At 71.0% G+C, this 17,569-nt stretch carries 14 protein-coding genes; 3 read left to right on the forward strand and 11 right to left on the reverse strand.

Features of this window, described 5'->3' with window-relative positions:
* Window positions 1-141: 141 nt before the first annotated feature.
* The 5 genes from ACFYZJ_RS02625 to ACFYZJ_RS02645 form a co-directional block, all read right to left on the reverse strand.
* On the reverse strand, window positions 142-1,683 hold the full coding sequence (locus ACFYZJ_RS02625) for a DUF4192 family protein (protein WP_388562019.1): 1,542 nt from the start codon (window positions 1,681-1,683) through the stop codon (window positions 142-144).
* 206 nt (window positions 1,684-1,889) lie between these two features.
* Entirely contained in the window at window positions 1,890-4,646 is a 2,757-nt protein-coding gene (locus tag ACFYZJ_RS02630) for an alkaline phosphatase family protein (protein WP_388562021.1), read from the reverse strand.
* 4 nt (window positions 4,647-4,650) lie between these two features.
* The gene (locus tag ACFYZJ_RS02635) at window positions 4,651-6,009 is read right to left on the reverse strand and encodes an ABC transporter permease (protein WP_388562023.1); all 1,359 of its coding nucleotides are present in this window, start codon (window positions 6,007-6,009) and stop codon (window positions 4,651-4,653) included.
* Window positions 6,006-6,947 carry an ABC transporter ATP-binding protein gene (locus ACFYZJ_RS02640; RefSeq protein ID WP_388562025.1) on the reverse strand — a complete coding sequence of 314 codons (942 nt, stop codon included), beginning with the start codon at window positions 6,945-6,947 and terminating at the stop codon, window positions 6,006-6,008. The genes ACFYZJ_RS02635 and ACFYZJ_RS02640 overlap by 4 nt, the downstream gene beginning before the upstream one ends.
* A 229-nt stretch (window positions 6,948-7,176) precedes the next feature.
* Window positions 7,177-9,336 carry a RecQ family ATP-dependent DNA helicase gene (locus tag ACFYZJ_RS02645; protein ID WP_388562027.1) on the reverse strand — a complete coding sequence of 720 codons (2,160 nt, stop codon included), beginning with the start codon at window positions 9,334-9,336 and terminating at the stop codon, window positions 7,177-7,179.
* 347 nt (window positions 9,337-9,683) lie between these two features.
* On the opposite strand from ACFYZJ_RS02645, the gene ACFYZJ_RS02650 reads away from it, so the two are divergent.
* Window positions 9,684-10,319, forward strand: a complete 636-nt coding sequence (locus ACFYZJ_RS02650; protein ID WP_388562029.1) for a hypothetical protein — start codon at window positions 9,684-9,686, stop codon at window positions 10,317-10,319.
* Between the two features lie 208 nt (window positions 10,320-10,527).
* On the opposite strand, the gene ACFYZJ_RS02655 is transcribed toward ACFYZJ_RS02650, so the two are convergent.
* The 3 genes from ACFYZJ_RS02655 to ACFYZJ_RS02665 all read right to left on the reverse strand — a co-directional run bounded on the left by ACFYZJ_RS02655 (window position 10,528) and on the right by ACFYZJ_RS02665 (window position 12,667).
* Complete coding sequence (locus tag ACFYZJ_RS02655; protein WP_388562031.1) at window positions 10,528-11,133, reverse strand: hypothetical protein; 606 nt, start codon at window positions 11,131-11,133, stop codon at window positions 10,528-10,530.
* A 69-nt stretch (window positions 11,134-11,202) separates the two neighbouring features.
* Window positions 11,203-11,904 carry a ribonuclease HII gene (locus tag ACFYZJ_RS02660; protein ID WP_388562033.1) on the reverse strand — a complete coding sequence of 234 codons (702 nt, stop codon included), beginning with the start codon at window positions 11,902-11,904 and terminating at the stop codon, window positions 11,203-11,205.
* Between the two features lie 139 nt (window positions 11,905-12,043).
* Window positions 12,044-12,667 carry a TetR/AcrR family transcriptional regulator gene (locus ACFYZJ_RS02665; protein WP_388562035.1) on the reverse strand — a complete coding sequence of 208 codons (624 nt, stop codon included), beginning with the start codon at window positions 12,665-12,667 and terminating at the stop codon, window positions 12,044-12,046.
* A 175-nt stretch (window positions 12,668-12,842) separates the two neighbouring features.
* On the opposite strand from ACFYZJ_RS02665, the gene ACFYZJ_RS02670 reads away from it, so the two are divergent.
* Entirely contained in the window at window positions 12,843-14,390 is a 1,548-nt protein-coding gene (locus ACFYZJ_RS02670; protein ID WP_388562037.1) for an MFS transporter, read from the forward strand.
* A 185-nt stretch (window positions 14,391-14,575) separates the two neighbouring features.
* On the opposite strand, the gene ACFYZJ_RS02675 is transcribed toward ACFYZJ_RS02670, so the two are convergent.
* The 3 genes from ACFYZJ_RS02675 to ACFYZJ_RS02685 form a co-directional block, all read right to left on the reverse strand.
* Window positions 14,576-15,481: an ADP-ribosylglycohydrolase family protein gene (locus tag ACFYZJ_RS02675; RefSeq protein WP_388562039.1), complete on the reverse strand. Its 906-nt coding sequence runs from the start codon at window positions 15,479-15,481 to the stop codon at window positions 14,576-14,578.
* Between the two features lie 12 nt (window positions 15,482-15,493).
* Window positions 15,494-16,153, reverse strand: coding sequence for a histidine phosphatase family protein (locus ACFYZJ_RS02680; protein WP_388562041.1), 660 nt, complete (start codon window positions 16,151-16,153; stop codon window positions 15,494-15,496).
* Window positions 16,154-16,267: 114 nt separating this feature from the next.
* On the reverse strand, window positions 16,268-16,873 hold the full coding sequence (locus ACFYZJ_RS02685) for a YdbC family protein (RefSeq protein WP_388562043.1): 606 nt from the start codon (window positions 16,871-16,873) through the stop codon (window positions 16,268-16,270).
* Between the two features lie 154 nt (window positions 16,874-17,027).
* Here ACFYZJ_RS02685 and ACFYZJ_RS02690 point away from each other — a divergent pair, with 154 nt between their 5' ends.
* The gene (locus tag ACFYZJ_RS02690; RefSeq protein WP_388562045.1) at window positions 17,028-17,558 is read left to right on the forward strand and encodes a TerD family protein; all 531 of its coding nucleotides are present in this window, start codon (window positions 17,028-17,030) and stop codon (window positions 17,556-17,558) included.
* The last annotated feature ends 11 nt before the right edge of the window (window positions 17,559-17,569 follow it).

A 17,569-nucleotide genomic window follows, 5' to 3' on the forward strand; every position in this document is an offset into this window, starting at 1 on the left:
CCGGAGAGGGTCGTGAGCGATGCGGCGGCGCGACCCGAGCACGGGTTCCGCCACTCAGGTGAACGGATCGCGCCTGCCCCAGGTCACGCCCGTGGGAGGGGAAGCCGACCGAACGGCCGTATGCCGCGCGGCAGCACCCGCTCATGTGCCACCCTCCCCCGTACTCCGGCCGGGACGGCGGCGGGCAGGGGACCGACCGCTCGCCTCCTCCGTCGTCCGCCGCGGCCCTTCGCCGGCGGACGGGATGTCGGCGGGAGGCCGGGGCCGGGCTCCGGACGCCTGGGCGGGGCCACGGGGCGGCCGGCTTCCGCCGCTCGCCGGGCGGGCCGTGCGCCTGCGCCGGGGAGCGGCGGCGTGGGCGGGCCGCTGCGGAGCGGGCTCCCCGGCCGCGGCGCAGGGCTCGGCACCGCCCGGCGGCTCGGCCGTGCCGTCCCGCCTCGTGGCGGTTGGGCCCTGCTTCCGGTCACGGCCCACCCGTTCCGCGCGCAGGCAGCGGCGCACGGTCTCCGGGCTCAGGCCCTCGTTGCAGGCCTGGTGCAGGAGGCGGGCGAAGAGGTAGTCCGGGTCCGCGGCCAGGGCCATGGCGAGGGCTTCACGAGCCTCCAGTTCGTCGCCGGTCGACCAGGCGACCCACCCGGCGAGTGTCAACGGCGCCGCGGCGTGCTCTCCGTACGAGCCGACGCAGCGGCGGGCCAGGGCGCGCCACAGCCGCAGCGCCACGGCGGCCTCCGCGCCCTCCATCCACTCTGCGGCGCGGTCGCGGGTCATGCGGTCCTGGAGGCCGACGATCAGGGTCGCGGCCTCGTCGTGCCCGAGCAGCTCGTCGTCGCGCAGGTCCGCCGCCGGGGCTCCGGACACCGTCGGGACCTCGGCGAGTCGGGCCATGACCCGCTCGGCGAGTGCGAGCGTCTCGGCGGCGACCTCGTCGCGGGTGCCGTCGTCCAGGATTCTCCGGACGAGCGCCATGCTCGCGGCGTCCAGCGCCACTTCCTGATCCAGCACGGACGCCGTCTCCCGGGGGCTGAGCCTTGCCCGGAACTCCTTGAGCGTGCCGCGCACCTGAAGGCCCGCGTAGGTCGCGGCGGCGGCCAGGACGGAGGTACCGGGCAGGCCCATGGGCTGCCCCTCGGAGGGACAGCAGCCGGGGCTCGGGCACACGTACGACCAGAAGCGGCCGTCGGAGAGGCACAGGGCCTCCACCACGGGCGCGTCGAGGCTGCCGCAGGCCGTGCGCAACGACTGGGCCAGCGGTCGGAGGCGTTCCATCACATCGCGTCCGGTCTCGCCGTTCGATGGTTCCTGGACGAGGTAGGCGACCATGTTCTCCGGTCGGGCACCTCTGCGTTCGCTGCCGGTCACCAGGCCGCGCGCCAACTGCTGTGCCGCGGACGGCCAGTCGCCGGGCTGAGCGGGGATGCCGAGCCGTGCGCGCCCGCCGAACCTTCCCCGTCCGTCCCGGTCGTGCAGTGCCACCAGCACGATGCTGTCCTCCGGGCGGTACCCGAGCAGATACGGCAGGGCGTCGGCCAGTTCGGCCGGAGTACGCAGGGTGACCTGGGTCTCGCCGGGTCCTCCCGCCGAGCCGCCGTGTCCGGGGTACGCGGTGGGCTCGCCGCTGTGGTGTGCGGATCCGTGCATGTCTCCGATGCCGGAGGGGCCGGCCGCTTCGTCGTGGTTCGTCATGCGGCGACCATCTCGCGGATCTTGGAATTCCGCTTGGGCCTGTGGACAACCATGGCCATGGGCACGCCAGGAGTTGTCCACAGGCAGCCGGGCTTGCTCGCACGATGTCCGACCGATGGGGTTGCCTTGACGCCATGACCGACAACGGAAAAGGCCCCGGGCGGGCGGTGACGCCAGCCTGGGGCCCCTCGATCCGAACAGTTACGTCAGCCGTCGGACTCCGACGACGGGATGTAGGCGCCCGGCACGTCGTTCGGTGCGTAGATCTTGTTCTCGCCGGGGTACGGCTTGGTCCAGTTGTACGTCTCGTACCACGTGAGGTGGTTCATCTGGGCGGGGTTGGCGAAGTCGGGCACGGCGCCCGGCCCGGTCAGGCGCTGGTGCGACGCCCAGGCCTTCCACTGCGCCGCGACGCTCTGCTCGGTCGCCGGCACCTTCGCAGTCGTCGGCGCGGGCGCCGCCTTGGCGTCCTGCGGCGCCGGGGTGTCCGTGCCGCAGGAGGGCTGGGTGCTCAGGCCGTCGGTCAGCGAGGTCCGGTTGGGCAGCGCCTTGAACGGCGTGTAGTTCGGCTTCTGGGTGAATGCCCCGAACATCGGGGTGGCCGCGCTGTCCTTCTGGTTCATCGGGTGGATCCCGAGGATCTGCTCGATGGTGCGGATCATCGTGATCTGCGAGTAGTAGTGGTTGTCGACCTTGCCGTGCTGTGCCCAGGGGCTGATGATCTGGACCGGCGCACGGTGGCCGTCGATGTGGTCGAGGCCCGCCTGGGAGTCGTCCTCGACGACGAAGATCGCCGAGTCCTTCCAGTACTTGCTGTGCGTGATCTCATCGACCATCTTGCCGACCGCGAGGTCGTTGTCCGCGACCTCGGCGGCCGGGCTCGGCGGACCACCGGTGTGGTCGTTGGAGAACCAGAACATGTTCAGGTTCGCCGGACCGTTCTTCTCGAAGTCCTGCTTCCAGATCTGTTCCTTGTAGATGTCCGGGACGCTGAGGTCGAACAGCGGGAAGCCGGGCACCGACACCTTGTTGAGGGACGGAATCGCCGAACCGGTCTGAATGGGATAGGCGGTCTTCTGCCCGGTCGCCTCCATGTTCTTGGCGTCGCAGTACAGGTTCTGCCAGGTGGCGCCGGCCGGCTTGCTCTCGATCGACTGGAACTCGCCGAAGTCCTTGACGGACTTGCCGACCGCCTGCGCACCGGTCCAGATGAAGCCGGACTTCTGGTGACCGAGAACGTCGTCCTCGGTGTCGTAGCTGCGCGTGTACTCACCGGCGGAGGACTCGGTGTACTCCGGGTTGTCGGCCTGCATCAGCCAGTTGTGGCCCTCGGCGGAGTTCGTGCCGACGTCGTAGAAGTTGTCGTACAGCCCGAACTGCTGCGCAAGCGCGTGCTGGTTCGGCGTCACGTTCTCGCCGAACTGCGTGAGCGACGGGTCACCGTTGCCCTGCTTCAGGTCACCGAAGACCTGGTCGTAGGTCCGGTTCTCCTTGACGAGCAGGAAGACGTGCTTGATCGTCGAGGGGGCCCCGAGCCGCACCGGGACCGGCACCGGCTTCGCCGTGCTCCTGCCCTGGCTCAGCCTGACCGAGCCCGCGGTCCAGCCGTTCTGCTTGAAGACCTTGGCCGTCTCGGACCTGATGACGCTGTCGTCCGGCAGCGTGAACTGCGTCAGGCTCGACGTCGTGTCGTGGGTGCCGTGGCCGGCGGCGGTGGTGGGGCGGCGGGCGTCGATACCACGGCTGTTGGAGACGACCACGTTCTTGCCCACGGTGGCGATCTCCGCGGGGAAGTAGTCCGTCGGGAGCAGGCCAACGTAGCTCGCCGGCTGCTGCGGGGAGGTGTACCGGTAGACGGCGACCGCGTTGGCCCGGCCGAGCGTCACCAGCAGGTGGCCGTCGTCGGTGAGCGTCACCGCGTTCGGTTCATAGCCCACCGACGCCTCCGGCCACGGCTGGGTGGCTATGGTCTGCACGACCTTGTCGTTGGCGGTGTTGATGACCGACACGTTGTTGTCGGCGGTGTTGGTGACGAACACCGCGCCCTTCCTGGCGTACACCGCGGTCGGGTGCAGACCGACGTCGATGCTCCCGACGGCGGCGGACGGGTTCGCCAGGTTGATGACGCTGACCGTGCCGCTGGTGGCGGCACCGGTCGCCGGGTTGGCCGGCACCTGGGTGCCGTAGGAGTTCATCGTGGTCTCGCCGGCCTTGGCCGGACGCCCGCCCTCGTTGCTGACGTAGAGCTTGTTGCCGACCATGGCGATGCCACGGGGGGCGTTGCCCACGGCCCAGCTCTGCTTGATGGTCCCGGTCGCCGCGTCGATGGCGACCACCCGGTTCTGGCCGTTGACCGCGGAGTACACGGTGGAGCCGTCGGCCGAGAACACCGCCGCGCCCACCAGCGCGTGCTTGGATCCGTCGGCCGGGATCGTGATGGTCGTCGGGTTGGAGAGGGTGCCGTCCGGGTTCACGGTGAACTTGGTGTAGCCGTCGCTCTGGCCCAGCCACAGCTGCGAACCGTCGGGCGAGTACGTCGGGCCCTCCTGGCCGACGGAGCCGCTCTTGATGCGCAGGTCGTCCTTCGCGTTGCTGCCGACGCGCTGCTTCACCTGTCCGGTCTTGAGGTCCACGATGACCAGCGACGCAGGGCCATCGGCGATCGAGGCCGCCAGATGGCTGCCGTCCGGGCTGACGGACGACGACATGATCTTGCCGTCGTCGATGACGGTGCGGGTGCCGTACGGAGCGATGTACTGGTCGGCGGAGACAACCTGGCCGTTGGCGGTGACCTGGCCGACCTGCTGGGTGCCGAACTGGTACGTCTGGGCAACGGCGGTGCCCGTGACGCCGAGAGCGACTGCTATGCCCGCCGTGACCAGCATGGTCCGGCGGCCGACGCGTCTACCGAAGAGGCTGACCTGCGCCTTCTCGTTGGTCCGACGCTGTCGTGTTACCTGCATGGAACTATCCCTTCGGGGTGGTGTCGAGCAGTTCGACGTTGCCGTCGAACTGCCAAAGCGGGTTGGGTGCGTCTCCGGTCGGGGTCCGCACCAGGAAGTAGCCGTTCACTTCCTTCGGTCCGTCGCCGTCGGCCACGAACCGCCCGTCTGAGGCGATGTCGAGCTGGTAGATGGCCGTCCCCGGGGCCGCGACGCCGGGGAGGTGCCAGGTGACGACGCAGCGCCAGTCGTTGCCCGCCCCCTGGGCGGCGACCTGGCCGTCGCCCTTGTTGCACGCCGCTGTGACCCGCAGTTGGGCTTCGGTGACGGCGGGGCGGTGGAGTTGTCGGGTCTGCATGCGGTAGAGGTGGGCGAATGCCGTGGCGACCGAGCGCTGTACCTTGTCCTGCTCGATTCCGGAGCCCGTCGACGGGGTCGCCACGGCGACCACCGTGACCGTGGCGGCGAACAGTCCGACCAGCGGCAGGACTCCGGCGGTGACCGCACGGCGCCCCGAGCCGTCGTAGCTCGGATTGGTGAAGTCCCGCCGCACGAACAGCAGGTAGGCCAGCACTGTCGCGGTCACCGCCCACGCCAGGCCGACCACGATGCCGATCAGGAGGGGGCCGAGTTGCGCCGGGCTGGTGAACAGGCCGTTCCAGGAGATGAAGGCGTAGCCGGGCAGGGCGAGGCGCACGGCGACGGGCAGCGGCAGCATCTGGGCGACCTGCATCGCGAGCGCGACGATCGGGGGCAGCAGCAGCCCCGTCGGGGATCGCCCCAGCGCGACCGACCCGAGCAGTCCGATCGCGGCGAGGGCCAGGGTCGGGGCGAGGGCGCAGACCCAGGCGAGCAGGACCCTGCCGGCGGCGTCCCCCGGCGTCAGCAGGTGGCCGTCGAGGCCGACCAGCGGCTGGTTGCCGACCGCCACGACCCCGCCGACCGTGCCGGCACAGACCAGCCCGGTCACCAGCAGCAGGATGACGGTGAGGCTGGCCAGTGCCTTGGCGGCGAAGATCCGCCTGGTCGACCGGACCGCCACGAGCAGGTGGCGCCAGGTGCCGAGCCGGTCCTCGGCGGCGAACACGTCACCGGCCACCACCGAGGTCAGCAGCGGGAGCGCCCAGGTGCCCGCGAAACCGAGTGTCACCAGCGGTCCGGCCCACCCCGTGGCGTGCATCCAGCGACCGAAGAGGGTGTCGGCGGGGAGCGTGCTCTGTCGGCTCACTCCGGCGACGAAGAGCGCCGGCGCGATCCAGCAGGCGAGGACGAGCAGGCGGATCCGCCACTGCGAGACGAGCTTGACCAGCTCGAAGCGGTAGCCGCGGGAAACCGAGACGCGGCGGACCCCGGCGACGGTGCCCTCGGCGACGGTCGTGGTCATCGGCCGGCCTCCTGCTGCTCGGTGAGGGCGAGGAACGCGGCTTCGAGCGGCGACACCACGGGGGCGAGCTCCCGCACCGCGATGCCCGCCTGAACGAGCGCCACCACCAGTTCGTCGAGGGCGGGAACCAGCGCCCGTACGACGAGCACCTCGTCGTCGCGCCGTGCCCCTGCGTCGTCGACGACGCCGATCCCGGCCGTGTCGGCGGCCAGTCGGCGGGCGGCCTGGGGGTCGGAGGTCCGCAATCGGTAGTCGAGTTCACGGTGCTCGGCTGCCAGCTTGCTCAACGGGCCCGAGAAGACGACCCGTCCGGTGGCCAGGATGGTGACCTCGGAGCACAGTGCCTCGAGGTCGTCCATGCGGTGGCTCGAGAGCACGACGCTGGTTCCGTCCGCGGCGAGCCGGGTCAGGACACCGTGCACGTGTCTCTTGCCCGACGGATCGAGGCCGTTGGAAGGCTCGTCGAGCACAAGCAGCCGGGGCTTGGTGAGCAGGGCGGCGGCGAGCCCGAGACGCTGACGCATACCGAGGGAGAAGCCGCGGGTCCGGTCGTCGGCGACATCGGTGAGCCCGACCTGGTCGAGCACGTCGTCGACCGCCGCTGTCCGCGCGTCGCGGCCGTGGAGAGCGGCCAGCGCGGCGAGGTTCTGCCTGGCCGTGAGGGAGGGATAGAGGCCGGGCCCGTCCACGAAGCCGGCGACACCGTCGGGAGCGGCGAGCGCCCGACCGACCGGCGCGCCGAGGATTTCGAGGCGGCCGCTGTCGGCAACGGCGAGGCCGAGCAGCAGACCGAGCAACGTGGTCTTGCCGGCGCCGTTCGGTCCGACCAGACCATGGATCTGACCTGGGGTCACATCCAGGTCGATGCTGTCGAGTGCGATGACGTCGCCGAAGCATTTGCTGATCCCGCGAGCCCGGACTGCGAGGAGTGCGTCCATGAGTCCCTTTCTTCGAAACCCGCAGGGACCCTAAGGACGGCACACAACCCGGACACAGACGACTGGTTGAACGCTCGTGGAACGGATCGTCAAGGCGTCGGCAAGTCGTGTGCACGACCAGCCGCACCGAGGAGGACTTGGGCAGCGCCGGGACGCGAAGGGCACGTATGAAGTGGTGTGACCCGCTATGTTCCGGAGCGGACCGGAAAAGGACCCCGATGAGGGCAGCTCAGCCTGCCGCGGCAAGGACGAGCGGAAGGACCTGCTCGCTGCCTGCCCGACGCAGGAGGCGGGCGGCCACCGCGAGGGTCCAGCCGGAGTCGGTGTAGTCGTCCACGAGCAGCACGGGACCGGGAGAGCCGGCCAGGGCGGCGGCAAGCTCCTCGGGGACGGTCAGGGCGCCGGACAGCGCCCTGAGGCGTTGGGCGGAGTTGCTGCGGCGTGCCGCGTGCGCGCCACCCGGCCCGGTATAGGTCAGGGTGCCCAGATACGGGAGGCGGCCGATGGCCGCGATGCCCTGGGCGAGGGACCCCACCAGTTGTGGGCGGGTCAGGGACGGTACGGAGACGACTCCCACCGGCCGTGCGGAGGCGTCCGGCGCATTCGTGGCCCAGCCCCCCGGGGAGCGCGCCCAGTCGGCGAGGACCGCCACCGCGGCCCGCAGGACGTCGTCGGGGACCGGACCGTCGGGAGCGTTCTCCGCCAGCAGCGGGCGCAATCGGTTGCCCCAGCCGATGTCGGAGAGCCGCCCCAGGGCGCGCCCGGTGGAGCACTGTTCGGCGGCCGGGATACGCCCCTTGAGGTCGATGCCCAGCGCGGGCATCCCCGTCGGCCACATGCGGCGCGGCTCGACCTCCACCCCCGGGCGGTCCAGTTGCTTCGCCGCCCCGGCCAACGCCTCCGCCGAAACGGCGGAATCGGCCCAGGCACCTGCGCAGTTGTCGCAACGCCCGCACGGGGTCGCCCCCTCGTCGTCCAGCTGTCGGCGCAGGAACTCCATCCGGCACCGGGACGTGCTCACGTAGTCGCGCATGGCCTGTTGCTCGGCGGCCCGCTGCCGCGCCACCCAGGCGTACCGCTCTGCGTCGTAGACCCACTGCTGACCGGTGGAGACCCAGCCGCCCTTGACGCGCTTGACCGCCCCGTCCACGTCGAGCACCTTCAGCATCGTCTCCAGCCGACTGCGTCGAAGGTCCACCGCCGCCTCCAGGGCCGGCACGGACAGCGGCCGCCCGGCACCGGCGAGGGCCGAGAGGGTCTGCCGAACCTGCTCCTCGGGCGGGAAGGCGGTGTCGGCGAAGTAGCGCCAGACGGCCTCGTCCTCCTTGCCCGGCAGCAGCAGCACATCGGCGTGGGCGACACCGCGCCCGGCCCGCCCCACCTGCTGGTAGTAGGCGATCGGCGAGGACGGCGAGCCGAGGTGCACCACGAAGCCCAGGTCAGGCTTGTCGAAGCCCATGCCCAGCGCCGACGTCGCCACCAGTGCCTTGACCCGGTTCTCCAGCAGGTCGGCCTCGGCCTGCAGCCGGTCGGCGTTCTCCGTGCGCCCCGTGTAGGAGGCCACCCGGAAGCCGCGCTGCCGCAGGAAGGCGGTCGCCTCCTCGGCCGCGGCCACCGTCAGCGTGTAAATGATCCCGGAACCCGGCAGCTCGTCGAGATGCTCCGCCAGCCAGGCCAGCCGGTGCGCGGCGTCCGGCAGCTCGACCACGCCCAGCCTCAGGCTCTCCCTCTCGAGCGGGCCGCGCAGCACCAGGGCCTCACCGGCTCCGGTACCCAATTGCTCGGCCACGTCCGCGGTGACCCGCGCGTTGGCGGTCGCGGTGGTGGCCAGCACCGGCACTCCGGGGGCGAGCTCGGCGAGCATGGCCCGCAGCCGGCGGTAGTCCGGCCGGAAGTCATGCCCCCAGTCGGAGATGCAGTGCGCCTCGTCGACCACCAGCAGGCCGGTCGTGGCCGCGAGCTTCGGCAGCACCTGATCGCGAAAGTCCACGGAATTGAGGCGCTCCGGGCTCACGAGGAGAACGTCGGTCTCGCCGCGCTCGATCTCCTCGTGGATGGCGTCCCACTCCTCCAGGTTGGCCGAGTTGATGGTGCGCGCCCGGATACCGGCGCGCGCCGCCGACTCGACCTGGTTGCGCATCAGCGCCAGCAGCGGCGAGACGATCACCGTCGGGCCGGAGCCTCGCCGGCGCAGCAGAGCGGTGGCGACGAAGTACACCGCGGACTTCCCCCAGCCGGTGCGCTGCACCACCAGGGCACGCCGGCGCTCCTCCACCAGCGCCGCGACCGCCTGCCACTGGTCCTCCCGCAGCCGGGCCGAGCCCCCGGGATCACCGACGAGCTCGGCGAGGATGGCGTCGGCTTCAGCGCGGAGCTCGAGTTCGTCCATGTTCCCATGCAACCCGATGGCACTGACAATCGGCCATCTCACCCACCGTGACGAGCTGCTCGCAAAGGGCAGGACCAGGCACAGGACGATGACCGTCCTGGCCGTACAGGCGTGTCCCGTTCCTTCGCCGGGAAAACACTGGGCAGAGAAGTAGCGTGGATATAGGCCACACATCACCAAAAACCGGTCGGCAGCCACAATTGCTCGTTGCCGCAACCCAGTTCGGCGGGAAGAATTGAGGTCCGCTCCCCGCACGGCTCGCCCGTGATCCGGCAGGGCTCTGCTGCGGTGCGCGCCCCCCATCCCACCCCGCCCGCAGTGTGGGCGCGTCAGCCGAAGGGAGGATCGTGACCTTCGGATTCGCTCCGTCCTCGGCGGCATCCCTGGCAGGTTCCGCCGACCCGTCCGCCGCTTCCGCCCATCCCGTGGCCCGACTGCTCGAGCCGGCGGAGTGGGCGGCCGCCGGGATTCCCCTGCTGCGCAACCCCCGGGAAGTCGTCAGCGGGCTGCACGCCCGACACCGGCCACGGCCCTCCACGGCCGTGGTGGCCGTTCTGGACCCGGACGAACGGCTGTGCGCCAGCGCGTCGTTCACCCGGCGTCCCGCCCCCGCGGACGGGTGGGTGTTCCGTAACGCACTGCTGGCCCAGCTGCGCCGGGTCATCCCGCACGACCTGAGGCGCCGGACGCCGGTGCGCACGGCGGTGCTGCTCTACTGCCGGGAGGGCGACATCCGGTGGACGGAGGAGGACGGGGCGTGGATGTGGGGCCTGCGCGACGCGTGCACGTTGCACGGGCTGCGCTGCGGTGCGTACATCACGCTGACGCGCGACGGCTGGCAGGTCCTCGGTGAGGACCGCGGCGGCCGCCGCCCCAACGCCCAGTCGGCCCCCGAGGAGTTCGATGCCGCGGGCATACCGCTGCAGCAGCATCGCACCGGGGGCGTTTCCGCGGACCTGCTGCGCCGGGCCGCCGCCCGCTGAGCGACACGGCGCCGCCGGAAGCGACGCCCGCGGCCGGGGACGTCGACGGCGGAAGCCGACCGCACGAGGGCATGCCGAAGGGACCGCCGTTCCGGTGCCGACGGCGCGGCGCCCTCCGACCGCCCGGCCGAAGCCGGAACCGGCGCACCGGCTCCGGGCCCCGGCGCAAGGAGTGGAACACGAGCGGACCGGACCGGAACCGGACCGCTCAGACGCCCGCGCCCAGCACCGAGTTGATCTGCTTCGGGTCGCCGCAGACGATCAGCAGGGCACCGGCCCGGGTGAGCGCCAGCGGAAGCGCGGCGGCGACAGTGGCGTCGGTGCCGCCGTTGACGGCGGCCACGACGACGGGTCGGGCGGCGGCACGGGACGCGACCGAGGCGTCGGCGTAGAAGACGTCGTCACCGGCGTCGTGCTGCGCCCAGTAGGCCGCCTCGCCGAAGGACAGTTCGTGCGCGGCCCACGGGTGCGGCTCGCCGGTGGTGATCACCAGCACGTCGCCAGGGGCGCGACCGGACTCCAGCAGCAGGTCGACGGCTTCCTCGGCGGCATCCAGCGCACCCTCGGCCGAGGCCGGGATCAGCTGGATCTGCGGAGCGGAGGCGGGAGCGGATGGTCCGGGCTTGGCCGGCTCGCGCGGGGTGCGCTGGGCCGGCACCGGCCGGGTGGGCCCCGGACGGCCGGGGCGGGCAGGGGCCGCGGGGCGGGGGCCCGGTACGGGACGGGGGGTCGGCGCGGTACGGCCGCCGGCCGGAGTGGCGCGGGGACCCTGGGCACTCTCGTGAATCTGAGGCTCCTCGGGAATGAGAGGCATGAGCTGATTTTTATCAAACGCCGAAGCGACCGGCATCGGCGGGTGGCACGTCAGTACGACCGGAACCGGTCAGAAGTCGAAGCCGAGCTGGCCCTCGATTTCCGGAACGCTTCCGTCCGCCCAGCTGCGGACCTTCTTGAGGTGCCGCCACTGGGGCAGCGCATCAAGATACGCCCACGACAAGCGGTGGTACGGGGTGGGTCCCCGTTCCTCCAGTGCGGCCTTGTGCACCGGTGAGGGATAACCGGCGTTGGCCGCAAAACCGAAGTCTGCATGGTCGATACCCAGTTCGGCCATCATTTTGTCGCGGTGAACCTTGGCGATCACCGAGGCCGCCGCGACCGCCACACACGACCGGTCGCCCTTGATCACCGTACGGACCCTCCAGGGGGCGCCGAGGTAGTCGTACTTCCCGTCGAGGATGACCGCGTCGGGGCGGACGGGCAGCGCCTCCAGGGCGCGTACCGCCGCGAGCCGCAGGGCGGCCGTCATCCCGAGGTCGTCGATCTCCTCCGGGGTGGCATGACCGAGGGCGTAGGCGGTGACCCACTTCTGCAGCAGCTCGGCGAGTTCGGTGCGCCGCTTGACGGTCAGCAGCTTGGAGTCGGTGAGGCCCTCGGGCGGTCGGCGCAGACCCGTGACCGCCGCGCAGACGGTGACGGGACCGGCCCACGCGCCGCGCCCCACCTCGTCGACACCGGCGATGACCTTCGCTCCGGTCGTTGCGCGAAGGGAGCGCTCGACGGTGTGAGTAGGTGGTTCGTACGGCATGGCGCCCTTAGCGTACGCCGCCGGGATCGCCGAGCGACACCCCGGTTTCCCCGGGCAACGGCAGCCGCGCCGCCGGCCGCCCGGACGGGCGCCGGCACGACGCCGCAGCCGGGCCCGCGCGGTGTCCCGGGGGCTTCGGTCAGGCCCCCGCCGGACGCAACAGCGGGACCATCAGCTGATCGACCATCTCCTCGATGTCCCGCTCATTCCATTCGCACCCGCTAATTTTTGCGCGGTACATCATCATCGCGGGCATGACGTCGAAGACAAGTCCGTTCGCCGCGTCGGGCCGCACCTCTCCTCGCTTGATCCCACGGGTGATGACCTGGCGCAGCAGCCTGATGCTGGGCTCGATGACACCCCCGTAGATCACGCCCTGGAAGCGCTCCGCCTCCAGGGTGTCGCATTCGTGAATGACCGACCGGAGGGCGAATCCGGGTCGTGAGTACATCGCGTCGCGCGCCTGCCGGCACAGGGCCAGCAGCTCCTCCCGCACGCTTCCGAGGTCGGGCGCCTCGTCGAAGCGCGGCAGTCCGGCCTGGAGCGCGTCCGCGACGAGGTCCTCCTTGGACGGCCAGCGGCGGTAGACCGCCGCCTTGCCGGTCTGGGCGCCGGCGGCGACACCCTCCATCGTGAGGCCTTTCCAGCCGACCGTGCCGAGTTGCTCGAGCGCGGCGTCGAGGATCGCGCGTTCGAGCACGGCGCCACGCCGGCGGGGTGAGGCCGGTCGGTCCGTGGCGGCCGTCCCGGAGGAAGTACCCATCTGTGTTTCTCCGTCGAGCAGCGGAAGCGGGGATTGAAGAGGATAGGGCGCGCAGTTGGGCAGCGCAGCACGGCAACGAACTCAGTGAACGCTTGCGTTCACTGACGGGGACTCACTACCGTGTGACGGGACAGTGAACGCAGCCGTTCACTACGCACTCGTGGGGGGACCCATCGTGACAACCTCTCCATTGCTCGAGGACCAGAAGCCGAAAGCCGCCCGCCGGGAGGGGCGTCCCGGCATCGCACTCGCCGTCATCGCGGCCTGCCAACTCATGGTGGTACTCGACGCGACGATTGTGAACATCGCACTCCCGCACATTCAAGACGCGCTGTCGTTCAGCACCACCGACCTCACATGGGTGGTCAGCGCCTACACCCTCACCTTCGGCGGCCTGCTGCTTCTCGGCGGACGGGCCGGTGACATCCTCGGCCGGCGCCGGGTGTTCATGACGGGCATCCTGCTGTTCACCTTCGCCTCGCTGCTCGGCGGACTCGCCCAGGAACCCTGGCAGTTGCTCGCCGCGCGCGCCCTGCAGGGCGTGGGTGGCGCGATCGCGTCGCCCACCTCGCTCGCGCTGATCACCACCACGTTCGCCGAAGGTCCGGAGCGCAACCGGGCGTTCGGAGTCTTCGCCGCCGTCTCGGCCGGTGGCGGCGCGATCGGTCTGCTGACCGGCGGCATGCTCACGGAGTGGCTCGACTGGCGCTGGGTCCTCTTCGTCAACGTGCCCATCGGCGTGCTGATCGCCGTGCTCGCCCCCAGGTACATCAATGAGTCCGAACGCCATCCGGGCCGCTTCGACATCGCCGGCGCGCTCACCTCGACGGCGGGCATGGCGTCGCTGGTGTACGGCTTCATCCGCGCCTCCGAGGACGGCTGGCGGGACACCCTCACGATCGGGTCCTTCGCGGCGGCCGTGGTGCTGCTGCTGGCGTTCGCCTTCATCGAGAGGCGAGCCAGGGAGCCGATCACACCGCTGCGGATGTTCGCCGACCGCAACCGCTCGGGCACGTACGTGATCATGCTGAGCCTGGCCGCGGCGATGTTCGGCATGTTCTTCTACATCGTGCTCTTCGTGCAGAACGTGCTGGGGTACACGCCGATCTCGGCGGGCGTGGCCTTCCTTCCGGTGACGGTGGCGATCGTGATCGGCGCGGGCCTGTCGCAGCGGTTCCTGCCGGTGCTCGGCCCCAAGCCGTTCATGCTGGTGGGCGCGACGCTGGTGACGATCGGGCTCGGCTGGCAGACGTTGATCAAGCCGGACAGCTCCTACGCGGGCGGTGTGCTCGGCCCCATGCTGGTATTCGGCTTCGGGATGGGCCTGAACTTCGTGACGCTGACGCTCACCGCGGTCTCGGGCGTCGCCCAGCACGAGGCGGGGGCCGCCTCGGGCCTGCTCAACGCCACCCAGCAGGTGGGCGGTTCGCTCGGTCTGTCGATCCTGACCACGGTGTTCGGGACGGCGAGCAGGGACGAGGCGGGCAAGCAACTGCCCAAATTCCTCGCGAACGGTACGGCGGAGCAGAGGGCTCAGTTCGCGAAGACGCACCAGTTGCCGGCTCCGTGGGGGAACGAAGTGCTCGCCCACGGCATATCGACGGCGTTCGTGCCGGCGGCTGCGATGGCGGTCCTGGCTCTGGTCACGGCCGGGGTGGTCATCCGGGTGCGGAGGAGCGACCTGGAGGCCCTGGCGGGCGCGGCGGGCCCGGCCGCCGGCTGAATGTCCCCGTTCGGCCGTCCGTTCTCGTCCCCGCTCCGGAACCGGTGGACGAGGACGGACGGCCGGACGGACTGCCGACGGCCGAACGCGTCCAGGCCCGGCGACGGCCAAGGAGCCGTTCCGAGTGCCGGCTGTGCGGCCGACCGGTCCCGCTGAGCGGGACCCCGCTCAGCGGTCCCTGCCGCCTACGAAAGCGACGGCGCCCACTCCGGCAACCGCTCCGTTCGCTCCAGCCACTCCCCCGGCGGAGCCCCCGCCTTCCCGGCGGCGACCACTCCGCCGACGATCGCGCAGGTCGTGTCCATGTCGCCGCCCACCTGGGCGGTGGTCCAGAACGCCTCCGCATAGTCACCGAGGGCGCGCGCAGCCGACCACAGCGTGAACGGCACCGTGTCGTGCGCCGTCGTACGCCGCCCGCAGCCGAGCACGGCCGCGACCGTCGTCGCGTCGCCGTAGTCCAGCATGTCCCGGGCCCTGCGCAATCCTGCCGCGACGGCGCTCCTGGGTACCAGCGCGATCACCCCGTCGAGCAGGGCCTCCGCGCTCGGCGGACCCGCCGGGTCGGCGGCCAGGGCGGCCGCCGCGGCCACGGCCATGGCACCGGCCACGGCCTCGCGGTGCTGGTGCGTCGTGTACGCGGAGATCTCCGCCTGGTGGGTCGCCTGCTCGGGGTCGTCGGCGTACCAGGCGCCGAGCGGCGCGATCCGCATCGCCGCGCCGTTGCCCCACGACCCGTGCCCCTTGAAGAGCGCCGCCGCCAGCTCGCGCCAGTCGCCGCCCTCCCGGACGAGCCTGAGGAGGCGGCCCACCGCCGGTCCATAGCCGCGGTCGAAGTCGTGGTGCTCGGCGAAGGAGCGGGCCAGCTCGTCCTGGTCGATGCGCTGGTGCCTGGCCAGCACGGACACCACCGAACAGGCCATCTCGGTGTCGTCCGTCCACTGCCACACGCCCGGCGGCAGCTCGCGGCGCTGAAGCAGCGGATAGTACGCAGGAACGAAGAACTGTGAGCCCAGCGCGTCCCCCACCGAGAGTCCGCGCAGGCAGGCGAGCGCGCGTTCCAGGCGCCCGGGCGGGGAGAAGTCAGAGGTCATCGCCCTGCCACTCTAACCGGTGACCCAGTACGGATCCGGGTCGCGCCAGCGGTCGAAGGGCCGGTCGAGCCGGTACTTGCCGTTCTTCTGGAGCAGGAGCATGCGCGTCTCGCCGTTCCCGGGGTTGGACAGCGACTCGAATTCCGCGACCGTCCAGTGGAACCAGCGCATGCAGAACAGCCGCATGGCGAGCCCGTGGGTCACCAGGAGCACGTTCGGCGGATGGTCCGGCTCCTCGAAGCTGCGGAACAGGCTCTCCAGGAAGCCGCCCACCCGGTCGTACACATCGGCTCCGGACTCGCCCTGCGCGAAGCGGTAGAAGAAGTGCCCGTAGGCGTCCCGGTACGCCTTCTGCAGCCGCACGTCCTCGCGGTCCTGCCAGTTCCCCCAGTCCTGCTCGCGCAGCCGGGGCTCCTCGCGCACCCGGACGAGGTCGGGGTCGAGGTGGAAGGCGCGGAGCGTCTCATGGGTGCGGCGGTAGGGGGAGACGTACACGCTGACGCGTTCCCTGCCGAAGAGCTCCCGCAGCCGCTTGCCCGTCTCCTCCGCCTGTCGCCATCCCCTCTCGGTGAGCGGCAGCGCGTGGTCGGGCTCGCGCTCGTACACGGAGTCATCGGCGTTGCCCACCGACTCGCCGTGCCGGACAAGGACGATGCGCCGTGGTCGTGCCATGCCAAAACCCTAGATCGAGTGACGGCCGAACGGGCACTCAAGGCCCTCCATAAGGCGCAGGTCACACCGGAGCCACCACCCCCATCGGTCCGTCCGGATTTCAAACGATGTGGGTCAGACCGTCCACGACGGCTCCAGCTCCACGATGTCCCCGGTGAGCGCCGCGACATCCGCCTCGGTCTGCGCCCGCAGCGCCAGCCGCTCCACGCGCTCCTCCCGGTACTTGCCGTGCTCCGCCGCCGACTGCCACATGGACAGGATCAGGAACTCATGGCCCGGCGCCTCACCGAACAGCCCGCGGATCATGCCGGGTGAGCCCGCCATGGCCGGATTCCAGACCTTCTCCTGCATGAGTGCGAAGTGCTCGGCGCGCTCCTCGTGGATCCGGCAGTGCGCGACACGCACGACGTCGGCGTCGGTGAAGCGGGGCTCGAAGCCGGTCTTCACATCGAAGCGGTGGTCGAAGAGCCTGACCTGCTGGTCCTTGAACGTGCCGCCCTGCGAGGCGGCCAGCCGATCGTGCGAGCGCGCCATGAACGAGTCGTAGAAGGCGCGGCTCTCCCAGAACGCGAAGATGTGCGCCACGCCGGGCCTGACCCGGCTGAAACCCCCGCCCTGTCCCCGGAATCCCGGCTCCCCCAGAAGCCCCGCCCACCTTCGCTGCCCCCGTTCGAAACCGCGGCGGTCGACCACGGTGCAGCGAATCCACTTGACCAGCACCGCGCCATCGTAAGGCCAGCTTGCGTGGCATTGGTCACGCTCCTGCGGAGTGCACCCGAGCGAGCGCCCCCGCGCGCGGGGCACAATGGACAACTGGCCCTCATGGAACGGGAGTTCCCGCACGGGCACATGACGACGGGGAGGGGATGGAGAGATGACCGGTCTCAACAAGGGCATCCGCAAGGTCGAACTGGCGGTGAAGTGGGACCCGAGTCCCTCCGGCCAGCCACCCACCGACCTCGACATAGTGGCCGCGACCTATTTGGCGGACGACCCCTATGGGGCCCCAGCCTATGTGGTGCACTTCGACAGCAGGTCCCCCGACGGCACGATCTACCTCAACCGCGACAGCCGGGACGGCAAGGGCTTCGGCTGGGACGAGGTCATGACCGTGGAGCTGTACCGGCTCGATGAGCGGTACGCGCGCGTGGTGGTCGGCGTCGCCATCCAGCAGCACGCCGGCCGCAGGACCTTCGTCGGTGTCCTGAACCCGGCGCTACGGGTCCGCGAGGACTACACCGTGCTCGCCGAGGACGACTTCGGAGACGTCCTCGGCGCCACCGCGGCAAGGGTGGCCGAGTTCGTACGCGACTCCTCCGGGGAGTGGACGTTCCACCCGGGCGTCCATGGCTTCGACACGGACCCGGAGGGCTTCGCCCGCGTCATGGGTCGCCCGCTGTCCTAGGGGCGGCCCCC

The sequence above is a fragment of the Streptomyces sp. NPDC001848 genome (assembly GCF_042891915.1).
Classification (GTDB): Bacteria; Actinomycetota; Actinomycetes; order Streptomycetales; family Streptomycetaceae; genus Streptomyces.